At 39.3% G+C, this 21804-nt stretch carries 17 protein-coding genes; 7 read left to right on the top strand and 10 right to left on the bottom strand.

Annotation, left to right across the window (positions count from 1 at the left end; translation table 11 throughout):
* Nucleotides 1-6: 6 nt before the first annotated feature.
* Nucleotides 7-1083 (bottom strand): aromatic ring-hydroxylating dioxygenase subunit alpha, encoded by a 1077-nt coding sequence (locus WA249_RS08735; RefSeq protein ID WP_336167929.1) that lies wholly within the window; start codon nucleotides 1081-1083, stop codon nucleotides 7-9.
* Nucleotides 1084-1599: 516 nt separating this feature from the next.
* On the opposite strand from WA249_RS08735, the gene WA249_RS08730 reads away from it, so the two are divergent.
* From WA249_RS08730 to WA249_RS08720, 3 genes are all read left to right on the top strand, one after another.
* A complete protein-coding gene (locus tag WA249_RS08730) occupies nucleotides 1600-2946 on the top strand; it encodes an MFS transporter (RefSeq protein ID WP_336167927.1) in 1347 nt (448 codons plus the stop codon).
* A 31-nt stretch (nucleotides 2947-2977) separates the two neighbouring features.
* Nucleotides 2978-4258: an OprD family outer membrane porin gene (locus WA249_RS08725; protein ID WP_336167925.1), complete on the top strand. Its 1281-nt coding sequence runs from the start codon at nucleotides 2978-2980 to the stop codon at nucleotides 4256-4258.
* Nucleotides 4259-4510: 252 nt separating this feature from the next.
* A complete protein-coding gene (locus WA249_RS08720) occupies nucleotides 4511-6709 on the top strand; it encodes an OsmC domain/YcaO domain-containing protein (RefSeq protein ID WP_336167923.1) in 2199 nt (732 codons plus the stop codon).
* Nucleotides 6710-6774: 65 nt separating this feature from the next.
* Here the strand turns inward: WA249_RS08720 and WA249_RS08715 are convergent, their stop codons facing one another.
* From WA249_RS08715 to WA249_RS08700, 4 genes are all read right to left on the bottom strand, one after another.
* Nucleotides 6775-8445, bottom strand: a complete 1671-nt coding sequence (locus tag WA249_RS08715) for a GMC family oxidoreductase (protein ID WP_336167921.1) — start codon at nucleotides 8443-8445, stop codon at nucleotides 6775-6777.
* A gap of 27 nt (nucleotides 8446-8472) precedes the next feature.
* Nucleotides 8473-9366, bottom strand: coding sequence for an alpha/beta hydrolase (locus tag WA249_RS08710; protein WP_336167919.1), 894 nt, complete (start codon nucleotides 9364-9366; stop codon nucleotides 8473-8475).
* Nucleotides 9367-9441: 75 nt separating this feature from the next.
* Nucleotides 9442-10296, bottom strand: coding sequence for an SDR family NAD(P)-dependent oxidoreductase (locus WA249_RS08705; protein WP_336167917.1), 855 nt, complete (start codon nucleotides 10294-10296; stop codon nucleotides 9442-9444).
* Between the two features lie 44 nt (nucleotides 10297-10340).
* Entirely contained in the window at nucleotides 10341-11828 is a 1488-nt protein-coding gene (locus WA249_RS08700; RefSeq protein WP_336167915.1) for a flavin-containing monooxygenase, read from the bottom strand.
* Nucleotides 11829-11963: 135 nt separating this feature from the next.
* Here WA249_RS08700 and WA249_RS08695 point away from each other — a divergent pair, with 135 nt between their 5' ends.
* Nucleotides 11964-12977 carry an AraC family transcriptional regulator gene (locus WA249_RS08695; RefSeq protein ID WP_336167913.1) on the top strand — a complete coding sequence of 338 codons (1014 nt, stop codon included), beginning with the start codon at nucleotides 11964-11966 and terminating at the stop codon, nucleotides 12975-12977.
* An 11-nt stretch (nucleotides 12978-12988) separates the two neighbouring features.
* Here the strand turns inward: WA249_RS08695 and WA249_RS08690 are convergent, their stop codons facing one another.
* From WA249_RS08690 to WA249_RS08675, 4 genes are all read right to left on the bottom strand, one after another.
* Entirely contained in the window at nucleotides 12989-13864 is an 876-nt protein-coding gene (locus tag WA249_RS08690; RefSeq protein ID WP_336167911.1) for a class I SAM-dependent methyltransferase, read from the bottom strand.
* 113 nt (nucleotides 13865-13977) lie between these two features.
* A complete protein-coding gene (locus WA249_RS08685) occupies nucleotides 13978-15501 on the bottom strand; it encodes a flavin-containing monooxygenase (RefSeq protein WP_336167909.1) in 1524 nt (507 codons plus the stop codon).
* A 22-nt stretch (nucleotides 15502-15523) separates the two neighbouring features.
* A complete protein-coding gene (locus WA249_RS08680; RefSeq protein WP_336167907.1) occupies nucleotides 15524-16357 on the bottom strand; it encodes an SDR family NAD(P)-dependent oxidoreductase in 834 nt (277 codons plus the stop codon).
* Nucleotides 16358-16422: 65 nt separating this feature from the next.
* Nucleotides 16423-17382, bottom strand: a complete 960-nt coding sequence (locus WA249_RS08675) for a metal-dependent hydrolase (protein ID WP_336167905.1) — start codon at nucleotides 17380-17382, stop codon at nucleotides 16423-16425.
* Nucleotides 17383-17904: 522 nt separating this feature from the next.
* Between WA249_RS08675 and WA249_RS08670 the strand changes: the two genes are divergently transcribed.
* The gene (locus WA249_RS08670; RefSeq protein WP_336167904.1) at nucleotides 17905-18525 is read left to right on the top strand and encodes a TetR/AcrR family transcriptional regulator; all 621 of its coding nucleotides are present in this window, start codon (nucleotides 17905-17907) and stop codon (nucleotides 18523-18525) included.
* 70 nt (nucleotides 18526-18595) lie between these two features.
* Here WA249_RS08670 and WA249_RS08665 read toward each other — a convergent pair whose 3' ends face one another.
* The gene (locus WA249_RS08665) at nucleotides 18596-19318 is read right to left on the bottom strand and encodes a pirin family protein (protein WP_336167902.1); all 723 of its coding nucleotides are present in this window, start codon (nucleotides 19316-19318) and stop codon (nucleotides 18596-18598) included.
* 572 nt (nucleotides 19319-19890) lie between these two features.
* Here WA249_RS08665 and WA249_RS08660 point away from each other — a divergent pair.
* Together WA249_RS08660 and WA249_RS08655 are read left to right on the top strand one after the other, a co-directional pair.
* The gene (locus tag WA249_RS08660) at nucleotides 19891-20118 is read left to right on the top strand and encodes a hypothetical protein (protein WP_336167900.1); all 228 of its coding nucleotides are present in this window, start codon (nucleotides 19891-19893) and stop codon (nucleotides 20116-20118) included.
* A 320-nt stretch (nucleotides 20119-20438) separates the two neighbouring features.
* A complete protein-coding gene (locus WA249_RS08655; protein ID WP_336167898.1) occupies nucleotides 20439-21758 on the top strand; it encodes an NCS2 family permease in 1320 nt (439 codons plus the stop codon).
* Nucleotides 21759-21804: the final 46 nt, after the last annotated feature.

The following is a 21804-nucleotide window of genomic DNA, read 5'->3' as shown; positions in this document are numbered from 1 at the left end:
GCTCCTTTAAATAATCCGAATGTTTGGAAACTTTTGTGCGGATGTTTCAGGAGGCGTTTTATTTTCTTCGGCAAGTAGTCGCTCAATCACCTTACGGGACTGTACACCGCCTGCGTCGATGTTAAGCATCAGTAACTTGCGATGTGGATTGTTCAAAATATTTTGCTGCTGTTGCTCCAGCATTTCTAAATCTTCAGTAAAGATTTTGCCTTGGCCTTCACGAATTTGATCGGTGAGTTCAGCATTGTTTGGCTGGAAGTTGCGTGCCATTCCCCAGAAATACCAATGTGAGGTTTCAGTTTCTGGAGTAATAAAGTCCACGACAATTGACGAAACTTTTTTGTCTTTTGGTGCGTCATAACCGCCATGTCCGGCATGTGCCACACCGACTTCAATATGCACATTACTTGGGGCAAAGAAGTGGCAACGTTGCCAACGGTCAACAGGTACATCATCTGCCAAGTGATTACCACGCAATGCCATTTGCCAAAATGGAGGCGCAATCACATTTTCCATGTAACGTTCGGTAATGACGTGGTCGCCATCTACTTTTGTCACTGGTAATGATTCATCGATCTCTTTTTGACCAATACTGCTTGAGTGAACATAAGTCTCGTGGGTTAAATCCATAAGGTTATCGACCATGAGGCGATAGTCACACTGAATGTAAAATAGGCCTCCGCCATAGCTCCATTCAGGGTGATCAGCCCATTCTAAAGTTGGGAGTTTTGATTCATCTGCTAAAGCTTTTTCGCCTGGCCATATCCAAATAAAGCCGAATTTCTCAACAACTGCATATGCTTTGTTGCAAGGGAAACCATTTACACGTTGAGCTGGCATAGAAACGGTCTTTCCATCACAGCCCATCACTAGTCCATGATAGCCACACACGAGGTTTCCATCTTCGACATAACCTAGTGAAAGGGGGGCACCACGATGCGGACAAAAATCTTCAACGGCTGCAACTTGGTTTTCTTTACCACGATAAAAAACAATTTTTTCACCACAGATGGTGCGACCTAATGGTTTGTCTTGGATTTCTTCTGGGCGGCAGGCAACATACCAAGCATTTTTAATAAACATTGTGACGACTCCTTATCACTTATTGGATCCAATTTATAATAAATAAAAATAATGGTCAATTGATAAGCAGTATATTTTTTTAAAAATATTGATCTTTAGAGTTGGTTGTTATATATGTTTTTTAATGTTATTGAAGGCTTTTTGTATTTCTTTTAAGTTTCATGGTTGAAATTTTTATTCGCTTTTATTTGGATCCATAATTCTTCAGTCTCATACTGGATATGAATAGCTCTTGATAGTACAAATTTAAAAATGGATAAATATTTTATGGATCCATATTTTTTATATCCTAAAGATAAAATAAATTATAAATATATTTTTCAATGACTTGATTTTTTGTTAATTAAATTTTAAAAATATTGTTGATTTTTTGGATCCAAATATTCAGTATAGAAAAAGAGCAGGATGCTCAAAAAAAAATATTCCTCTAGGTCATTATGGATACGGATATGCATAACCACCCAATCGCTCAAATAGCAATGTCGTGTGTGTGTCTTATCCAAGGGAGATACACAAATGGAAAGAGACGTTCTAAGTGAGATCAATCAAAACAACATGAGCCGCTACCAATGGTTCGTAATTTTGATCTGTATTTGTCTCAATATTATTGATGGCTTTGATGTGATGGTCATGGCATTTACTGCGCCATCAGTGTCGGCAGAATGGTCGCTTTCAGGGGCGCAAATTGGCTTGTTGCTCAGCTCAGGCCTTTTCGGAATGGCTGCGGGTTCAATTTTCCTAGCACCTTTAGCCGATAAAATTGGTCGTCGTTTACTCATTTTAGTTTGTCTTATCATTGCAGGTCTTAGCATGTTGGGCTGTGCTTTTGTACAAAGCCACGGCATGTTGGCAGCACTGCGGTTTATTACCGGAATTGGGGTGGGCGGGATTCTTGCCAGCAGTAATGTGTTAGCAAGTGAATATGCCAATGCTCGCTGGCGCAGTCTTGCAGTGAGTTTAATGTCTACCGGTTATGGAATTGGCGCGACACTGGGCGGGGTACTATCACTCGCATTGATTGAGCATTTAGGTTGGCGTTCAATCTTTTTAGCAGGTGGGGTTACCACTATTGTAATGCTGCTGATCAGTGCATGGTTATTACCTGAATCTTTAGATTACTTACTAGCAAAACGACCAAAACAGGCATTGGAACGAGTTAATGCAACTGTAAATCGTATGGGGCTAAACACATTACCCGTTATGCCGCGTTATGAAAAAATCAGCACGCAAAATGGTAGTGAACTGGGCAAGTTATTTGCTGGACAACTTGGATTTCAAACACTTTGTTTGTGGTTTGCATTCTTTTTAGTGATGTTTGGCTTTTACTTCGTGATGAGCTGGACACCAAAAATTCTTATTTCAATGGGGATGTCGCCACACCAAGGCGTAAGTACCGGCATTTTAATTAGTATTGGCGGTATTTTCGGGGCAGCGATTATTGGTTTACTCGCTTCACGCATGAAAATCTTTTATGCCTTAAGTTTGTTTTTAGGGCTAACCTCGGCATGTGTTTTCCTATTCATCGCAGTGTCTGCTCAAGTGAGTGTCGCACTCATGGTGGGGTTATTACTCGGCACACTCATTAATGGCTGTGTGGCAGGTCTATATTCTATTTCACCAACAATCTACGATGCCGAAATTCGCAGTCGTGGCGTGGGTTATGCCATTGGTTTTGGCCGTATTGGGGCAATTTTATCGCCAACGATTGCAGGTGTTTTTCTGGATAAAGGTATCGCACCTGCAACACTTTATGCTTATTACGGTGTGGTCTTTATTTTAGCTATTTTCCTGATTTTAAGCTTGGGCAGTGCTTTTTACCGAAACAAAAAAGAGCAAAACTACTCGCTTAAAACAGCACCTTAAACCATTAAAAATTAAATAGTTGGGATAAAAAATGAAAAAGACACCATTGTGGGTGGGGGTATGCTTGTGCCCGTTATTTAGTCAAGTTGTGCATGCCGAGTTTATTTCAGACAGTAAAGCTGAGCTAACACTACGTAATTTTTACTTTGACCGAGACTATAAAAAAGACCCATATCCCTATACAGCAGCTAGAGATTGGGCGCAGGGTTTAATTCTTAAAGGACAATCTGGTTATACCGAAGGGACAGTTGAGTTTGGTGTTGATGTGCTAGCTATGGCAGGTTTTAACCTGATGGGAAGCCGTGCTGATGACTATGCACGTAGTGGCTTATTACCAGTGAATACCGATAACTCGCGTGATGATTATTATGGAAAAATTGGCATTACGGGGAAGGCTAAATTTAGAAAAAATGAGCTTTTTGTGGGGGACTTAGTTCCACAGTTGCCGACCATTTTTTCATCGCCAGCACGTTTGTTCCCACAGACTTATCGCGGTATCCGCTTTGTTTCAAATGAAATTCCAAATCTTCAACTCGAAGGCTTTTATGTCGATGAAGTGCGCCAGCGCGATTCAATTCGTTATACCGATGTTGGAACAGACAATATCAACCATCGTTTTGACAAAGCGGCAACTACCGATTCTTTTTATACATTGGGTGGAAGCTATCAGTTAAAGGATTACCGTTTGCGTGCTTACCATGCCGAACTCAAAGACATTTACCAGCAACAGTTTTTAGGCTTTAACGGAAAACAACCTTTAAACGATCAGCTTAATTTTTTAAGCGATGTACGTTTTTTTAATAGTGAAGAAACTGGAAGTAAAAAAATAGGAGAGGTCGATAACCGACATATTAGTGGCTTATTTGGTTTGAACTATCAAAATCATACGGTTTCTTTGGGCTACATGCAGTCGTTTGGTTCAACTGGTCTGCCATTTTTGTCAGGAACTGAAAGTCCAGTCGTGCTTGATTTTATGAGTTCGGACTATTCAAATAAAGACGAAAAAGTCTATTCGATTCGTTACGAATATGATTTTAAAAATGCCCGATTAGGTGATGTTTCATTAAATGGACTACGCTTTATGACTCGTTATGCAAAAGGTCAAGACATTGATTTGTTGCAATATGGCGATCAACGTTTTAAAGAAGAGTCGATGGAATTTGATTTAGGCTATAAAATTCCTGAAGGTAAGTTAAAAGGTTTGGGGGTGCGAGCTCGTTTTTCTCACTATCGCAACGATATGCCTACCAATATGACATTCCATTCGGCAAATGAAACACGTTTAAATGTCGATTACACCTTTAAGTTTTAACGTTCAATATTTAAGTAAATTAAAGACGAGTTAAAACATTGTGAGCAGCAATGTTTTAACTTTAGTTATCAACTGCACAAAATCCCTCTATAATACCGCCAATCTTATTAAAGCCAATTGAGTCGTTCATTAAACACATGGCTTTAATCTCTCATTTTTTTAAGTCAATTTCTTCGCTGTGATTCGGCTTATTTTTCAATATTTAGAATTTTATGTGTCTGTGCTGACACATAAAAATATTTAGGTGCCAGCATGGAAATCAAGGTTAATTATCTCGACAATCTTCGACAGGAAGCTAAGTTCGATGACTTTACGGTAATTGCCGATCAACCAATTCGCTACAAGGGTGACGGTTCGGCACCGGGCCCATTTGACTATTTTTTAGCATCATCAGCATTGTGTGCAGCGTACTTTGTAAAAGTGTATTGTGCCGCTCGAGATATCCCAACCGATAACATTCGTTTATCGCAAAATAATATTGTTGATCCTGAAAACCGCTATAAGCAAACATTTAAAATTCAAATTGAATTACCAGCCGATATTTCAGAGAAAGATCGCCAAGGGATTTTACGTTCGATTGACCGTTGTACTGTTAAAAAAGTGATTCAAACTGGCCCTGAGTTTATTATCGAAGAAGTGGAAAGCATCGATGCAGATGCACAAGCATTGTTATTGCCAAGCTTAACTTCAGAAAGCCATACTTTTATTCAAGGTAAAGACCTGCCATTAGAAGAAACCATTGCCAATATGTCTGCCATTTTGGCAAATTTGGGCATGAAGATTGAAATCGCATCTTGGCGTAATATTGTCCCGAATGTATGGTCACTACACATTCGTGATGCACAGTCTCCGATGTGTTTTACCAACGGTAAAGGTGCAACTAAAGAAAGTGCTTTAGCGTCTGCATTAGGCGAGTTTATTGAGCGTTTAAACTGTAACTTCTTCTATAACGACCAGTTCTGGGGTGAAGAGATTGCCAATGCTGAATTTGTGCATTATCCAGATGAAAAATGGTTTAAACCGGGTCCGAATGGTGAATTGCCTAAAGAAATCTTAGACGAATACTGTCTTGAGATTTACAACCCAGATGATGAATTGCTTGGTACGCATTTATATGACACCAATTCAGGCAACGTAGAGCGTGGTATTTGCTCGCTACCTTTTGTGCGCCAGTCTGACGATGAAGTTGTATATTTTCCATCAAATTTAATTGAAAACTTGTACTTAAGTAATGGTATGAGTGCAGGTAATACTTTGGCGGAAGCCCAAGTTCAATGCTTGTCAGAAATTTTTGAACGTGCTGTAAAACGTGAAATTTTGGAAGGTGAAATTACACTTCCAGATGTACCTGAAGAAGTATTAGCAAAATACCCAAGTATTGTTGCTGGTATTAAAGGTTTAGAAGAGCAAGGCTTTCCTGTTCTCGTTAAAGATGCATCGTTAGGTGGCCAGTTCCCTGTAATGTGTGTGACTTTAATGAACCCGCGTACGGGTGGGGTGTTTGCATCTTTCGGTGCACATCCAAGTTTTGAAGTTGCGTTGGAACGCAGTCTAACTGAATTGCTTCAAGGCCGTAGTTTTGAAGGCTTAAATGATTTACCTCAACCGACTTTCCAAAGTAACGCCGTGACTGAACCAAACAACTTTGTCGAGCACTTTATTGACTCAAGCGGTTTGGTCTCTTGGCGTTTCTTTAGTTCTAAATCTGACTATGACTTTGTTGAATGGGATTTCTCAGGTCAAGGCGAAGAGTCGAATGCAGAAGAAGCTGCAACATTGTTCGGCATTCTCGAAGAGATGGGCAAAGAAGTATATATGGCAGTCTATGAGCACTTAGGTGCGACAGCTTGCCGTATTTTAGTACCAGATTATTCAGAAATTTATCTGGTTGAAGATTTGATTTGGGACAATACCAATAAGGCACTTTCATTCCGTGAAGATATTCTAAATCTGCATCGTTTAGATAACGCACAGCTTGAGGCATTGGTTGAACGTTTAGAAGAATGTGAACTAGATGATTACACTGAAATCACTACACTCATTGGTATTGAATTTGATGACAATACAGTTTGGGGACAGCTCACAATTTTAGAGTTGAAATTGCTGATTTATGTTGCTTTACAACAATTTGAAGAAGCAAAAGAGCTTGTCGAAACTTACTTGCAATATAACACCAACACTGTTGAGCGTGGCTTGTTCTATCAGTGCATGAATGTGGTGCTTGAAGTGATGTTAGATGAAGAACTAGAGCTTGAAGACTACCTGACTAATTTCCGTCGTATGTTTGGTGATACACGAATGGATGCGGTACTAGGTTCTGTCGATGGTAGTGTTCGCTTCTATGGTTTAACACCAACAAGCATGAAATTAGAAGGACTTGATCGCCATTTACGTCTGATCGAGAGCTATAAAAAATTGCATGCAGCTCGTGCTAAAGCCGTAGCGATGTAATTTAAAAAGCGAAATAAAAAAAGCCTATTTTTAAATAGGCTTTTTTTATAAAACAAATTTCTATCTTAAGCCGATGCTTTCGTGATCTCTGCGTTTTCTGTATCTGCTCTATGGTCTTGTTGCTTATCCAAAGTATGCTTAGCTGGAATATACGACATTGCACGTTCTGCTAGAGCTGTAATGGTAAGACTTGGGTTGACGCCCAAATTGGCACCTAACATTGAACCATCCACAACGTATAAGTTTTTATAGTTAAAGACACGGTTTTGTCCATCTACCACGCCACGCTCTGGACTTGAAGAAATCGCACAACCACCCATACAGTGGGCTGTAAAAGGTACGTTAAACAAAATTTCGGTAATAGTCGTCATTGGGTGACCATTAAACATTTTGGCAACTTTTTCGGTAAAAGCATTGGCCTGCGGAATATACACAGGTAGCTTTTTACCTTCGCTCGATAACACCTTACCAAAAGGCCAGAACCAATTACGTTTCAAGCGCATGTTAATTGAAGCATCAGCGGTTTGCATCACCAAGAAAATCAAAGTCTGACGTGCAAAACTGACAGGGTTACTCATGCGAAGGAAAATAAATGGATGGCTCAGAAAAGCCCATAACCAAAAGAAAATACGCGTCCAACCCGGTTTGCCTTTAGCCATGTAAGTACACATGAGGCCCATGGCATCTGAACCAGTTTGGTAACGAGTCGCTTCAATGTGAGTGTCATGGTCAAGGTAAATACTTGAACCAATGGCAACACCTTTACTCATGTCGACATCTTTACCAAAAAAGCGAACGCCTAAAATTGACTCAGCATTAGTACGAACCCGATTGCCCAAATCATCAGAAATATTTGGCAGAGAACCAGACTGTTTTAAACGGAACAGCATTTCTTGCGTACCTAAAGACGATGCCGAGAAAATCACATTTCGAACACGCCATGTACGACGCTGTTTGTTAAACCATGAGCTTGAACATTCAGTCGTAACTTCATAGCCATCACTGCCATCGGCTTTACCATTGAGTGGTTTAACGTCAACAACTTTGGTTTCTTCGTAAACCTTGGCACCATTTTTCTCGGCAAAGTACAAATAGTTTTTATCTAAGGTGTTTTTTGCGTTGTGTTTGCAACCTGTCATACAGCCGCCACATGCGGTACAGGTTCCGCGGTCTGGACCTTCGCCGTTAAAGTACGGGTCAGGGTAGGTCTTGCCACCTTGTTCACCTTCGGGTGGAAAAAACGTTGCAACACGAGTCGGTTTAAATGTATGTCCAACACCAACTGCGTCGCCCATTTTTTTGAGCATGTGGTCGGCAGGACCGAAAATTTTATTATCCGTCACCCCAAGCATGCGTTCTGCTTCAGCATAGTGCTGTGGCATTTCATTTTTCCAGTCCGCGGCATCTGCCCACGTGCCTTCATCCCAAATATGTTCAGGTGGAACAAGTAGGGTATTGGCATAGGTGATTGAGCCGCCACCTACAGCATTACCGCAAATAATGGTGACATGGCGAAAAAAACGCATGTTGAAATAACCGAAAAGTTTCATGCCCGGGCGCCAAATCCAGCGACGGGTATTCCAGTTATTTTTAGCAAAATCTTTAGCTTCCCAGCGTCGCCCCATTTCCATTACAGCAACAGAGTAGCCCTTTTCGGTTAGACGGCAGGCAGAAACACTACCACCAAAGCCTGAACCAATAATAAGGTAATCATAGTCATAATTGTTTGTTGTCATGCCGAGGACTCCTCTCTGGCGATATTTTTATATTGACTGTGTATGTTTATCAATGAATTGCCCAATGCGCTCAATCGAGTCATTAGATTCATTTAGTATACCTGCGTGAAACTGAAAAACATGTCCGACTCGGTCATAAACCTTCAAATTCGTCGGAATACCATATTTTTCAGTTTGTTCAGCAAGGCGTTTTGCATCGTCTAATAAGACTTCTTCTGTACCGACATGAATTAAAACAGGTGGTAATCCAGTTAAGTCGGCATAGAGTGGGGAACAGATTGAATCGGTTCCCGATTTTTGTCCGCAATAGTTTTTTGCACACCAAGCTAACCAGTCTTCTGACAGCATTGCATCTTGAGCTGCATGAGTTTTCATCGTGCTTCCAGAGAGGCTTAAGTCAACCCAAGGTGAAAGTAAAACTAACGCCGCTGGTAACGGTAACCCTGCGTCCCGTATCGCAATTGCAGTACTTAAACTGAGCCCGCCACCCGCAGAATCTCCGACAAACACGAGTTTTTTCGGGTCTTGTCCTTGGACAAGTAGAGCTTGATAAACTGCAATGACATCTTCAATAGCAGCAGGGTTTGAGTGCTCTGGAGCGAGGCGATATTCAGGTAACCAGACTTGTGCTTGAGCTGCATGTCCAATTTGAGCCGCAAGCTTAGTGTGACTTTTTGAACTACCAACAACATAGCCACCGCCATGTAAATACAAGATACCCAGCCCTGACTTAATCGTTTTGGGCTGAATATGAACTGTTGGCACTTGAGCAATTGTTTGCTTTTTTGTTTTATAACCACGTGGCCCAAGCACAATAGCACTGGCTGCATCGCTACAAAAACGCTGTAGTTTTAGTGGTATTTTGGGGGATAAAGCTGGACGTAACGTGGTACGGATAGTCCATGCAAGAAGCTGCTTCATAATAAGAACTCATACTAGAGCTTGTTATTTATCGGCCAGCATCTCTTAAAATTAAGAGTATGCTGACCACTATTTTTATTTTGCTGATTTGTTGAGTAGGCGAGTTTGCAATGCGGTTGCAGTTGCAAAAATCTTTTGGTAACCCTGTGGAAGAATACGCTGAATTACATCAACGACTTTTGCATCGGCTCCAATCAGTAAGCGACGGCGGTCTTTACGAACAGCCTCTAATATTTGTTGAGCTGCATCATTGGCTGGAGTGCGAAGTAATTTATCGAAAGCATCCTGACTTTTTAGTGGGTCCATTCCTAAAGACTGGATGCTGTTATTCATACGAGCAGCTTTGGCAATATTGGTACGAATTCCACCTGGATGCACACAGGTCGCACTAACCCCAGCGTTTTGCATATCGAGTTCTTGGCGTAGAGACTCGGTAAAGCCACGAACGGCAAATTTACTGGCGTTATAAGCACTTTGGGTCGGTTGAGCTGTTAAGCCAAACATACTGGAAATATTAATAATATGCCCATCACCACTTTGCTTTAAGTAAGGCAAAAATTCTTTGGTGCCATAAACCACGCCCCAAAAATTAATACCAATGAGCCATTCAAGGTCTTCGTAGCTCACACCTTCAGCCGTACTACCTATTGCGACACCAGCATTGTTAAAAATCAGGTTAACTTGGCCATGCTCATTTACAACTGCCTTTGCCCAAGTTGCAACCTCATCACGTTTAGCCACATCGACTTTTTTGGTGGTTACTTTGACTGAATAAGGCGTTAACAGCTCGACTGTTTTAGCTAATCCCGCTTCACTAATATCGGAAAGTGCCAGATGGCAACCTTGTTTTGCGAGTGCAATGGCAAGTGCTTGTCCAATACCAGAGCCAGCACCTGTCACAGCTGCGACTTTATTTTTAAAAGACTTCATAAAATTCTCCGTTTATTTTTCTCATTTCCTATGGTGAAGCTTGTTTAAGAAATAGCTGAAACCTGAGTGTAGTTTTCAACATCGAATCGACGAGTACGTTGTCGATATTCAAGGGTAAAACCCGGCCAGTTATTGGTATTTTTACCATCCGCAGTTTGATACCAACTGGTACAACCTTGTGCCCAGACAGTTTTTTTCATTTTTTCTTGAATGCTTTGATTAAACTCATGTTGAACTTCTGCACGAACATTGGTGAACAAAAGTTGGTTTTGTAGGGTTGTTTGAATGGCATCTAAAATATAATTCACTTGGCTTTCAATCATATACACAATTGAGTTGTGCCCAAGATTGGTGTTTGGACCATAAAGCATAAAGAAGTTTGGAAAGCCGCTCACAGTTAAGCCGAGATAAGCCTCTGCACCATCTTTCCATGTGTCTTTTAAGGTACGACCATCAAGACCTGTAATCTGCATTGGCGCCATAAATTCCGTTGCGGCAAAGCCCGTCCCATAAATAATGGTATCGACTTCACGTAGATTTCCTTCCGTATCTAAAATGCCATTTTCAGTAATTTCTCGAATGCCCGTATTAATCACATCGACATGAGGTTGAGTCAGTGTTTCATACCAATGGTTAGAGATTAAAATACGTTTACAACCAATTGGATAGTCAGGCATTAAACGGTGGCGTAACTTCCCATCTTTAACGACTTTACGAATGTGGCGTTGGAATAAATATTCCACCAAAGGCATTTCGTTAAGTGAGGTTGTAAAAGCCAGTAGGCGAATTTCATGGTGTCCATATTGCAAAGCACGATCTAGACTTTGCAAAATCGGAAGTTTACGGAAAGCCTTTTTCTCTAAAGGTTGGTAAACGCGATCTGGTTTTGGAATAACATACGGTGCCGAGCGTTGATAAACGTCTAGATGTGCTACTTGTTTTGCAATTTCAGGTACGAACTGAATTGCGCTTGCACCTGTACCAATCACAGCAACACGTTTGTCAGTTAAGTCATAATCATGATCCCAACGCGCTGAGTGAAATGCTTTACCTTTAAAGTTTTCAATGCCTTTGAGTTTTGGATAAGCAGGGCGGTTGAGTTGGCCTACAGCGCCTATTAAGAATTCAGCTTCGAACTGTTCACCAGAAGTACTTTGAATGTGCCATACACCTTGCAGTGCGTCAAATTTGGCACTGGCTATTTCAGTATTAAATTGAACATGTGGGCGAATGTCATATTTATCGGCACAGTGACGTAAATATTGATAAATCTCTTGAGAGCTTCCGTAGCGATTTTTCCAACCAAGTTCTTGTTCAAAAGAAAAAGAATAAAGATGAGAAGGCACATCGCATGCAGCGCCCGGATACGTGTTGTCACGCCAAACACCGCCGACATCGGCAGCTTTTTCAAATAGGGTAAATTGTTCAAAACCTGCTTGTTTGAGACGAATGGCAAGTCCTAGACCACCAAAGCCAGTGCCAATGATGGCGATGCGTACATTTTTATTTGAATTAGTCGACGAATTAAACATAGGCTGCTCTAAATCCTTAAAAACAGTGGGCGAAAGAATCGCAATTTCCTGTATGCAGAATAGACGTTTATTAACTTGATTTAGAGGATGGATGAGGACAAAATATTGTGATTCGAGGACATTTTGGAAAGTACAGTGACGTACGCTTGGGCATTTGAACGCAGCATACATAGTGTCCGACTCATGGCTGATTTTGCAGTAGAAGCAGGTGCTTCTTATCAGACCATATTAGATGGAACAGGATTGAGTCAACAACAGTTGCTTGACCCGAATATGGTGGTGTCAGGACAACAGGAATTACAGCTCATTCATAATCTGGTTGCGCAGTTCCCAGACCGACCAGTGTTGGGTTTAGAAGTAGGTACACGCTATCATTTCACAACATTTGGGCCATTAGGTATGGCACTGATGAGTAGTGCCAGCATTCGTGAAGCACTAGATTTAGCTCTCACTTATTTTTCACTTACTTTTGCGTTTACCCGTTTTTTAGTTTCAGATACTGATGCAGGAACACGTGTCGAGATTGAAGAGGAAGGAATTCCATCTTTGGTTAGGCAATTTATTATTGAACGTGATGCCGCCGCTCTTATTACGGTGCAACGCGACCTCGTACAAGATAACTTTTGCCAATATTTGGCTTTTTCTTTTGAACCTACAGATCATTTAGAAGCTTATGAAAAATTATTTGGGGTCATGCCTGAATTTGGTTCTAGTAAAAGTTTTGTTCTGCTTGATGCACAGAAAATTAATCAAAAGCTGCAAATGGCAAATGAGCTGGTGCTACATACGGCAGAAGAACAATGTCGACAAATTTTAGATAAGCGTCAAACCCAAAAGAAATTTATTAATTTAGTACAACAGCAATTGATGACTGTGCGAGGTGAAATGCCTTCTATGGAAATTGTGGCTGAACGTTTGCATTTAAATGTCCGTACTTTACGCCGTCATTTGGCATCTGAAGGAATGACCTTCATTCAGATTCGTGAAGAGGTTAGGCAGGTCTTAGCTGAGCAATATTTGGCATTACCAAAAGCTTCGGTTGAACAGATTGCCGAGTGGTTAGGCTATGCCGAGCCTGCCAGTTTTATTCATGCCTATAAAAGATGGCATGGGAAAACACCTCATGCCATGCGGTTAAATAACCAATGATCAAAGTATCTTTATTTATTTAAACGTAAATGCAATAACCGTGTTGCTGAGGTGTGGCGAATTTCATCAATTCGTGCATTAAAATAACGTTCAGTAATGGCTTCACCTGAAAGATCTTCGACTACTTCAAATCCCATCTGCTCCACTGCATGATGTAAATCTATTGGTTTAAATTGACCTAGTAAAGGCTCTTTCAGCAAATGGGTAAATTGTGCAACGCCCATACTTCCAAGTCGCTCAATACCATTTAATTCCTGAAAATCGGTCGAATAGTCGAGTACCACTTCACTACCGTTTGCAGCAAATTCGGCAATACTTTTTAAAGTTTGCAAGGTCGTTTGCGGGGTTAAATAGTGAGTTGTGCCTAACCACGAAAAAAATGCAGGAGCTGATGAATCATAGATACTTCTGGTCAGAGCTTCCGAAATAGACTCTTTCTCAAAATTAATTGCGACAAACTCAACGGTAGCAGGAATATTTCCTAACTTTTTGAGCTTTGCTTGTTTGGCTGCTTGAGTATCAGGATGATCGACTTCAAAAATTTTCAAAGTAGGGTAATGGTGTGATTCACGTAGTGCAAAAGAGTCTAGGCCAGCACCCACTAATACATATTGTTGAGTGTCTTGTTGAACTGCCTGATCAAGTAAATCTTCGGCATAACGAGAGCGTCCGACCACTTGCCCAGTAAGTAAACCTAAAGTGCGGTTTAAAACCGAAGAATTCATGACTTTAACAATCAGTGGGCTAGAGAGAAGTTTTTTCCAGCCTTTACTGGTTAGTTCAAAAGCATATGGGTCTGAAAATACAGGGTTCTTCGTATTTTGAAAATGATTGGCCCGTAATGCAGCAGCAGCTTCGGCGGTACGACTTGATTGACCTTCTTTCATCTTTATCCTGTTTTTTTATTTCTTGAAGATATTCAACGAAGAAGGCAGTGTATTTTATGAAAACCTAAAATACACTGCCTCTTTCTTTCAACGGATTTGATCGAAATTACAAATTAGTGAGTCTTTGTCGTTTGATACGTCACTTCATAATCTTTCAAATCTACTTTTTTCAAACGTTGTTTAAGTTTTTTCAATGACCAAGGCCATGCAGCAAAGTTACGCCCGTTGGCATCAAGGTAGTAACTCTTACAGCCGCCGCTATTAAATACCGTTGTTTGTAAGTGCTTTTGCACTAAATCATTATGCTTTTTAATCACATCAGATTTAACATTTAATTTGCTAATTCCTTGGTTTTTAATTTTCAATAAGCCATCAACGATATAGTCGAGCTGTGCTTCTGCCAAACCAATGAAAGAGTCATAAACCAGTACGTTAGGCCCTAAAACTAAAAATGCATTTGGTACATTTTCAATGTTGGTCCCTAAGTAAGCCTCTGGAGAACTACTTTTCCATATATCTTGTAAACATTGGCCTTTTTCATTGTAGACGCGTTTACCAATGGGTGGGTGAGATACTTCAAAACCTGTACCCCAAATAATCACATCAACTTCGTGGCGTTCACCATTAGCAGCAACCACTGTATTGCCTTCAACTTTCACTAAACCATGGGGAATAAGAGACGTGTTCGGTGCTTGTAGTGCTGGATAATAATTGTTAGCGAATAAAATACGTTTACAACCAATATCAAAGTTTGGCGTTACGTTTTTACGTAGTACAGGGTCATTAATTTGCAATTTAAGTAATTGCTTACCCAATACATTGACTGGTTTTAGGGCAAGTGGATTACGTAAACCAAAGTTAATTGCATTCAGCGTTAACGCTACACTTTTACGCCAGCTCGCCTGAATAGACGGATATTTAGCAATCACTGATTTACTAAATTCGCCCAAGTCTGTATCTGGTTTCGGTAGTACCCAAGGTGCTGTACGTTGAAATACAAAAAGCTCTTTCGCTTTTGGTTGAATTTGTGGCACAAACTGAATGGCAGATGCACCAGTACCAATCACGGCAATACGTTTACCTGTCAAATCATAGTCATGGTTCCATTTAGCTGAATGGAACATCTCGCCTTTAAATGTGTCTAAGCCTTCAAGACGTGGAATTTGAGCTTCGGTAATTGGACCTGTGGCAAAAATAACGGTTTTAGATAAATATTGACCAGTACTGGTATCAAGTACCCACACATGACGTGAGTCGTCCCATGCTGCATTCAGCAGTTCGCTATTAAACTCGATTTTAGATGTAACTTTAAACTCGTTACTTACATCTTCCAGATAACTTAAGATTTCTGGTTGGCGCGCAAATAAATGGCTCCATTTTGCACTTGGTGCAAACGAGTAAGAATAAAGAGCAGATGGTACATCGCAACCACAACCTGGATAGGTGTTTTCACGCCATGTTCCACCAACACGGCCAGCTTTTTCAATAATTTTATAATTGGTATAACCCACTTGATCTAGGCGAATAGCAGCGGCAATACCTGAAATACCAGCACCTACAATAAAAGTATCGAAAATATGGTTTGGTGATTTGACAGCTTTTTTTGCTGAAGCATTTGTTTTCATTTGAGCAGTCATATGTGTACTACCTATAAATTTCTTATTTAAATAATTTGTACGATGTGCCAAGGAACTTGTTATACAAGCTTGGAGATGCACGTTTCATGAGCCAGAATAACTTCGCATCAATTTGAGGAATGGTATAAAGCTCATCTTGATCAAGGCGATTAAGGGTTAATCTTGCGACATCATCACTTGTCGTGAAGGCATAGTTCATCAGCGCATGGTCTGCTAGCTTTGAATAGCGTCCGGGAATTCGACCATTTTTGATGATATTGGTAGGAACCAGCGTCGGGCAGAGTACATTCACTTTAATATTGAACTTGTGTAGTTCGGCAGAAAGCGTTTCTGAAAGCGCACGTACACCCGCTTTAGTCACGTTGTAGGCGGTCATTTCTGGTGCAGCTGTATACGACGCAGCAGAAGCAACATTAATAATTGCGCCATAACCTAACTTTTTAAACTTTGGAACAAATGCATGACAACCGTGAATAACACCCCAAAGGTTAATATTCATGACCCAGTTCCAGTCTTCTAGGCTTAGCTCGTCAAACTTGCCACCCAAACCCACACCAGCATTATTAATGACAAGAGTTACAGGGTGTTCAAGTAAGATTTCAGCAGTTTCAGCTAGATGATTAACCTGTTCAGCATTACTCACATCACAACGCATAGCAAAAGCTTTGGCGCCTTCTTGTTCAAGAAGTTTTACTGTTTCTTCAGCAGCTTCCAGATTAATATCTGCACACACTACGTTGCCACCACGTTTTGCAAGTTCAAGTGCAAAACTTCGACCAATCCCACTGCCTGCACCCGTCACTACGGCATAAGCTTTTTGGCTTGGTTTAACTTTCTTTTTGCCAAATAAAATCATGATTCATCCATAAATAGCTTGAAGAGATACCAGCTATCTGTTCGATAGCTGGAAATACAGGACGATTAAGACATGCGTACTGGTGGGGTAAATTCTTTAACAAAGTAAGGTGCAATCGCGCCGCCTTCGTTCAGTAATTTCTGTTTGTAATACTCAAGATATTCAGTCGTATCATGATCATTTGGATGAAAGTCTGGGCGTAAATAGTCAAGAATTTGACCAATCGTACTGCCAAAAACACCATCTTTTGGACCAAAAATTAAGCCAACACCACGACGAGCATCTTTCCAGAATTTTAAGGTCAGCATCTCTTGCGGTTTTCTTAACACAGGAACAAATAACGTTGACGCAGGGATTAAGCCTAAAATCGTAAATAGCGCAAGGAAGAAACCAGATGCGCGCAGTGGATAGCTGCCATTTAAGATTTGATAAACATCGTAGGCAATGTCTTTATGCTCAGATTCTTCAAGCATATGCCACATCCACAATGCACGGCTTTTTGCATCATCTGAATAATAGAAATTCTTTTCATGCTTCATCATGTATTCAGCAAGTACCGCAGTAAAATGCTCAATACCTGCCATCATTGACAATTTTAGTGGTTGTGGAAATTTCAAAAATACATATTTAAAGAAGTTCGAACCAAGAAAGCGATATAGCGCAACAGGATATTCAGCCTCTTGAAGGGCATCGTTATATTCATTGTGCAATTTAGAATGAATTGCTTCTTGGCCAATCAGTGAGGTAACACGTTGTTTTAAAACTGGGTCTTTAATAAATTCGCGGTGATGGCGAGCGGTTTCAATAACCAGATCTTCACCATAGGTTAAAAACACCGAAAGTGTGGCAAAAAACAAAGTAGCAAATTGATTGTCCATATAGAATCTGACATCAATTTCCTTTCCATCAAAACCAATATTTAAATGTCGGATTGGAATTGAGCTTTTGCTAGAAAAATCCGGTAACTCAATTTCACGCTGAAATTTAAGTTTGTTGAATGATTTTTTAACTGCGGTCGAGATCATGGCGACACCCTGAGGCAAAGTAATGGTGCATTTTGATGAAAATCAATAAACTCAATGATCAACAAAGCACTGTAAAATTCCATTTTCAAAAGCAGATGATTCTCTGCATTGACTACGGTGTTGTTGCTCCGTTATTTGTTTGATTATTTGGCTGAATAACGGAAAGAAGAGTAAAGATAGACAAACTATTTAGTGACTCTTCTTTAATTTTTTCATATTAATCTGACTTTATGTTCGGATTCAATTCGGGTAAATTTTTAAATATATAAAAGTAATTTATCAATTTTTTGCATAAGAAAAAATTTAATAAAAGTTTGTACATATTATTGAAAAATAATAAATAATTTATTTTTATTGAGATCATTAGAGTAAATATAAGAATGTTTCGATATCTTTAATCGCATCTATTTTGAAGGCTTTTTTTGATCAAGTTTGACAACTATTCGGATTTTGTTTTTATATTTCTTCTGAGTCTGATTACATGCTAATCTGACTTTATGTTCGGATTATTGGTTAGATCGTATGACCACGCGTAAACCTCGTCAAACTCGAGCCAAAGTTACTGTCGATACTATTATTGAAGCGGGTTTTATTGCAGTGGCGCTTCATGGACCAAGTGGCACCACCACACGCCATATTGCAGAAATTGCAGGAGTGAGTGTCGGATCTTTATATGAATATTTTAAAAATAAAGAAGAAATTTATGATGCGATGAATCACTATTTTGTTCGAGAAATTTTGGACATGATTACGGAACTTACGCCAACTATTTTACAGTTGGAGTTAGAACCTGTCATTGAAATGATTTTTTATACTTTTAGTGATTTATTAAAGAAAAATAATGACCGTTATTTAACTGTTTTACGTTATGCAGGCGAGTTACAGTACGATAAATACATTCCAAAAATTGAGCAGGCTTTAGTGGAAGTCATCATGAAATATATGATGCATAATCCTAAATATTTAAAAATTAACAACGTAGCTGTGATTACGTACATCTGCATTAATAGTGGGATTTTTAATGTGGCGCGGCATCTTATTTTGCCAAACCCTTATATCAGTTTTGATGAAATGGTACAGGGGTTAACGACCATGATCATGAGTTATATCAATACAGAGATGGCACGCTCAGAAGAGCATTGATCACAATTAGAATTCCTATCAACTCTATAAAAAGCCCCCACATAAAGTTTTATGTGGGGGCTTCGTTGCATTATGGCATGGTTGGAACTTCTTCAGGGCGCATATCGAAAATCAAAATTTCGGCGTTATCACCATTGGTAAACGATAAGCTTCCGCCTTCACGAATACGTGCAGCATCGCCAGTGTTAAAGGTTTTACCATTTACATCAACGCGACCTTTGGCAACGTGTAGGTAAACATATCGACCCTCAGAAATCACAAATTCAGCAGTTTCTTCACCATCAAAAAGACCTGAGTAAATATTAATGTCTTGTTTGATCGACAAAGTTTTCTCGCCACCTTTTGGTGAGATAATCAAATGCAATTTACCGCGTTTGTCTGCTTCATCAATATGAACTTGTTGATAGCCCGGATCTGTATTCACTTCATTTGGAACAACCCAAATTTGCAAGAAATGAACGCCTTCTTGAGCTGAATGATTAAATTCACTATGAGCAACGCCACGACCTGCACTCATGAGCTGAATGTCACCCGGCACAATCACAGAACCTGTACCCATCGAGTCTTTATGCTCTAATGCACCTTCAAGTACATAGGAAATAATTTCCATATTATTGTGAGGGTGAGTGCCAAAGCCTTTAGATGGGGCAACGTTATCATCATTAATTACAAGTAGATCAGAAAAACCAACTTGTTTAGGGTCCCAATAGTTAGCAAATGAAAAGCTATGTTTTGATTGTAACCAACCATGATGTGCTGCACCACGCTCGTGAGATAAACGCATATCAAACATGATGTATTCTCCTGATTTAATTTTCTATCTGAGCGTAGTTTATCGTAGCGTTTATCGTAATAAAGCACTGAAAATGGAAAGCTTAGTACGATTTATAGAACGATTAAATGAACATTAGATGTTAACTAAGAAAAAGTGCTCTTTTAGTTAAAATTGAAATTTTACTTTTAAAGCTAAAGATGAAATATGAAAAAGAGCGAGATCACCAAATAATTTTAAATAAAATAGTTGATAGAAAAATGGATATTTTTATCTTATTTAATCGGTAGAAAATTGAGAGAAATTTCAAGCTATATACACATTAGTCTACACTACAGATTTAAATGAACTTAATAATGAAAATACTTGAAAAGCTAATATTAAAAATAACTAAACATAAACTGTTTTGAAATAAAGTTACTTTTCAATGGAAAAGTTTTGTATTTATCAATAATTGTAATGATAAATTTAAAATCACCTTTATTTTCAATAATTTGAAGAATAGTGTATTATTGTAAATAAATGTGAAAATATTCACAAAGCTATAATTTTTTGTTAAGATCGTTAACATTAAAAACATAGAGATAATAATAATGATCAATAAAGTATTAATAGTGTTGTGTGTAAGTATTGTCTTTGTATTAGGGTATTGGGCTTATTTAGATACTCAAAATAAAAGACATCAACAGCTAATGCAGATCATTCAAGAAGCAGAAAAAAACTTACAAAGTATCGAACGTAATCCAAATCATGCTCATCACAGCAATTTAGCTTCCTATAATATGCAAGAATATATCAGTGAGAAAAAAATTATTTTTTAACAAAATTGACTGATAAATTTCTAAATTTTACTTTGTCATTGGTCATATCTTTTCATAAATTTTGATCATGTTTCTGTTGAATCTGTTAAACTTATTGAACGTATAGTAAAAAAGCTGCATAGGGGTTATGCAGCTTTTTTGTGTTTCAAGAGGGCTGTGGCTATTTCCTATGTATGAAAACAGACATCAGATGAGTGGCATATTTGTTGCTTCTTTTATTTGAGATTTTTGTTTATAGGTCTGAACAGAAAAACAATATTGTTCAGTTATCTACATAGATGTAAATATTCCATAGTTCAGATTTTGCATAGAGGCTACTTATGGCGGCGCCCAATTCTTCGGCAGGCTGGTTAGAGCGTTTATTTAAGTTAAGCGATAATAAAACCACTTTCCGAACTGAAGTTCTTGCGGGTGTAACTACATTTCTAACGATGTGTTACATCATTATTGTCAATCCACTCATTTTATCTGAAACCGGCATGGATCATGGCGCCGTATTTGTTGCGACCTGTTTGGCAGCAGCAATCGGTTGTTTAGTAATGGGGATCATTGCTAATTATCCAATCGCACTGGCCCCTGGTATGGGTTTAAATGCTTATTTTACTTATTCAGTTTGTATGGGTATGGGCGTGCCATGGCAAACAGCCTTAGCTGCTGTTTTTGTTTCAGGTCTTGTCTTCCTTGCAATTAGCTTCTTTAAAATTCGTGAAGCGATTGTCAATGCAATTCCAATGTCGCTTAAATTTGCAATAGGTGGTGGTATTGGCTTATTCCTTGCACTTGTCGCACTAAAGAATGCTGGAATTATTGTGGCTAACCAAGCTACTTTAGTTGGTTTAGGCAATATTAAACAACCTACTGTATTGCTCGCTTTATTTGGCTTTCTACTGATTGTGGTTTTGCATCATTTGAAAGTTCGTGGCGCAATCATTATTAGTATTTTGGTGGTTACAGCAATTGCTACCGCTTTAGGTCTAAACGAATTTAAGGGTGTAGTGGGCCAAATTCCTTCAATTGCACCGACTTTCATGCAAATGGATTTTAAAGGTTTATTTACTGCCAGCATGATCGGCGTCATCTTCGTATTCTTTATTGTCGATTTGTTCGATAGTACAGGTACTTTGGTTGGCGTTTCGCATCGTGCAGGTCTTTTACAAGATGGTAAATTACCACGTTTGAAAAAAGCACTATTTGCAGATTCTACTGCAATTGTTGCCGGTGCTGCATTAGGTACCTCTTCAACTACTCCATATATTGAATCGGCTTCAGGCGTAGCAGCGGGTGGGCGTACTGGTTTAACTGCAGTAGTTGTTGCATTATTATTTATTTGCTGTTTATTTTTAGCACCTCTTGCTCAATCTGTACCAGGTTTTGCAACCGCGCCAGCTTTATTGTTCATTGGTGTGTTGATGATCCAAGGGATCACTCATATTGATTGGGATGATATTACAGAAGCTGTTCCAGCATTTTTAACTATTGTATTTATGCCATTTGCTTATTCAATTGCAGATGGTATTGCAATGGGCTTTATCAGCTATGCATTAGTTAAATTATTCACAGGTAAGGCTAAAACTGTACCGTACATGGTATGGATTATTGCTGCGCTTTGGGTTTTTAAATTTATCGTCTTTGGCGGTTAATACAATTTTTATAGTTTTCTTCTAGAACTACTTTAGTGCCAGTTAT

Source organism: Acinetobacter sp. 161(2023), assembly GCF_037027805.1.
Taxonomy (GTDB): domain Bacteria; phylum Pseudomonadota; class Gammaproteobacteria; order Pseudomonadales; family Moraxellaceae; genus Acinetobacter.
The sequence above is the reverse complement of the archived record's forward strand: the minus strand, read 5'-3'. Positions and strand labels throughout refer to the sequence as shown.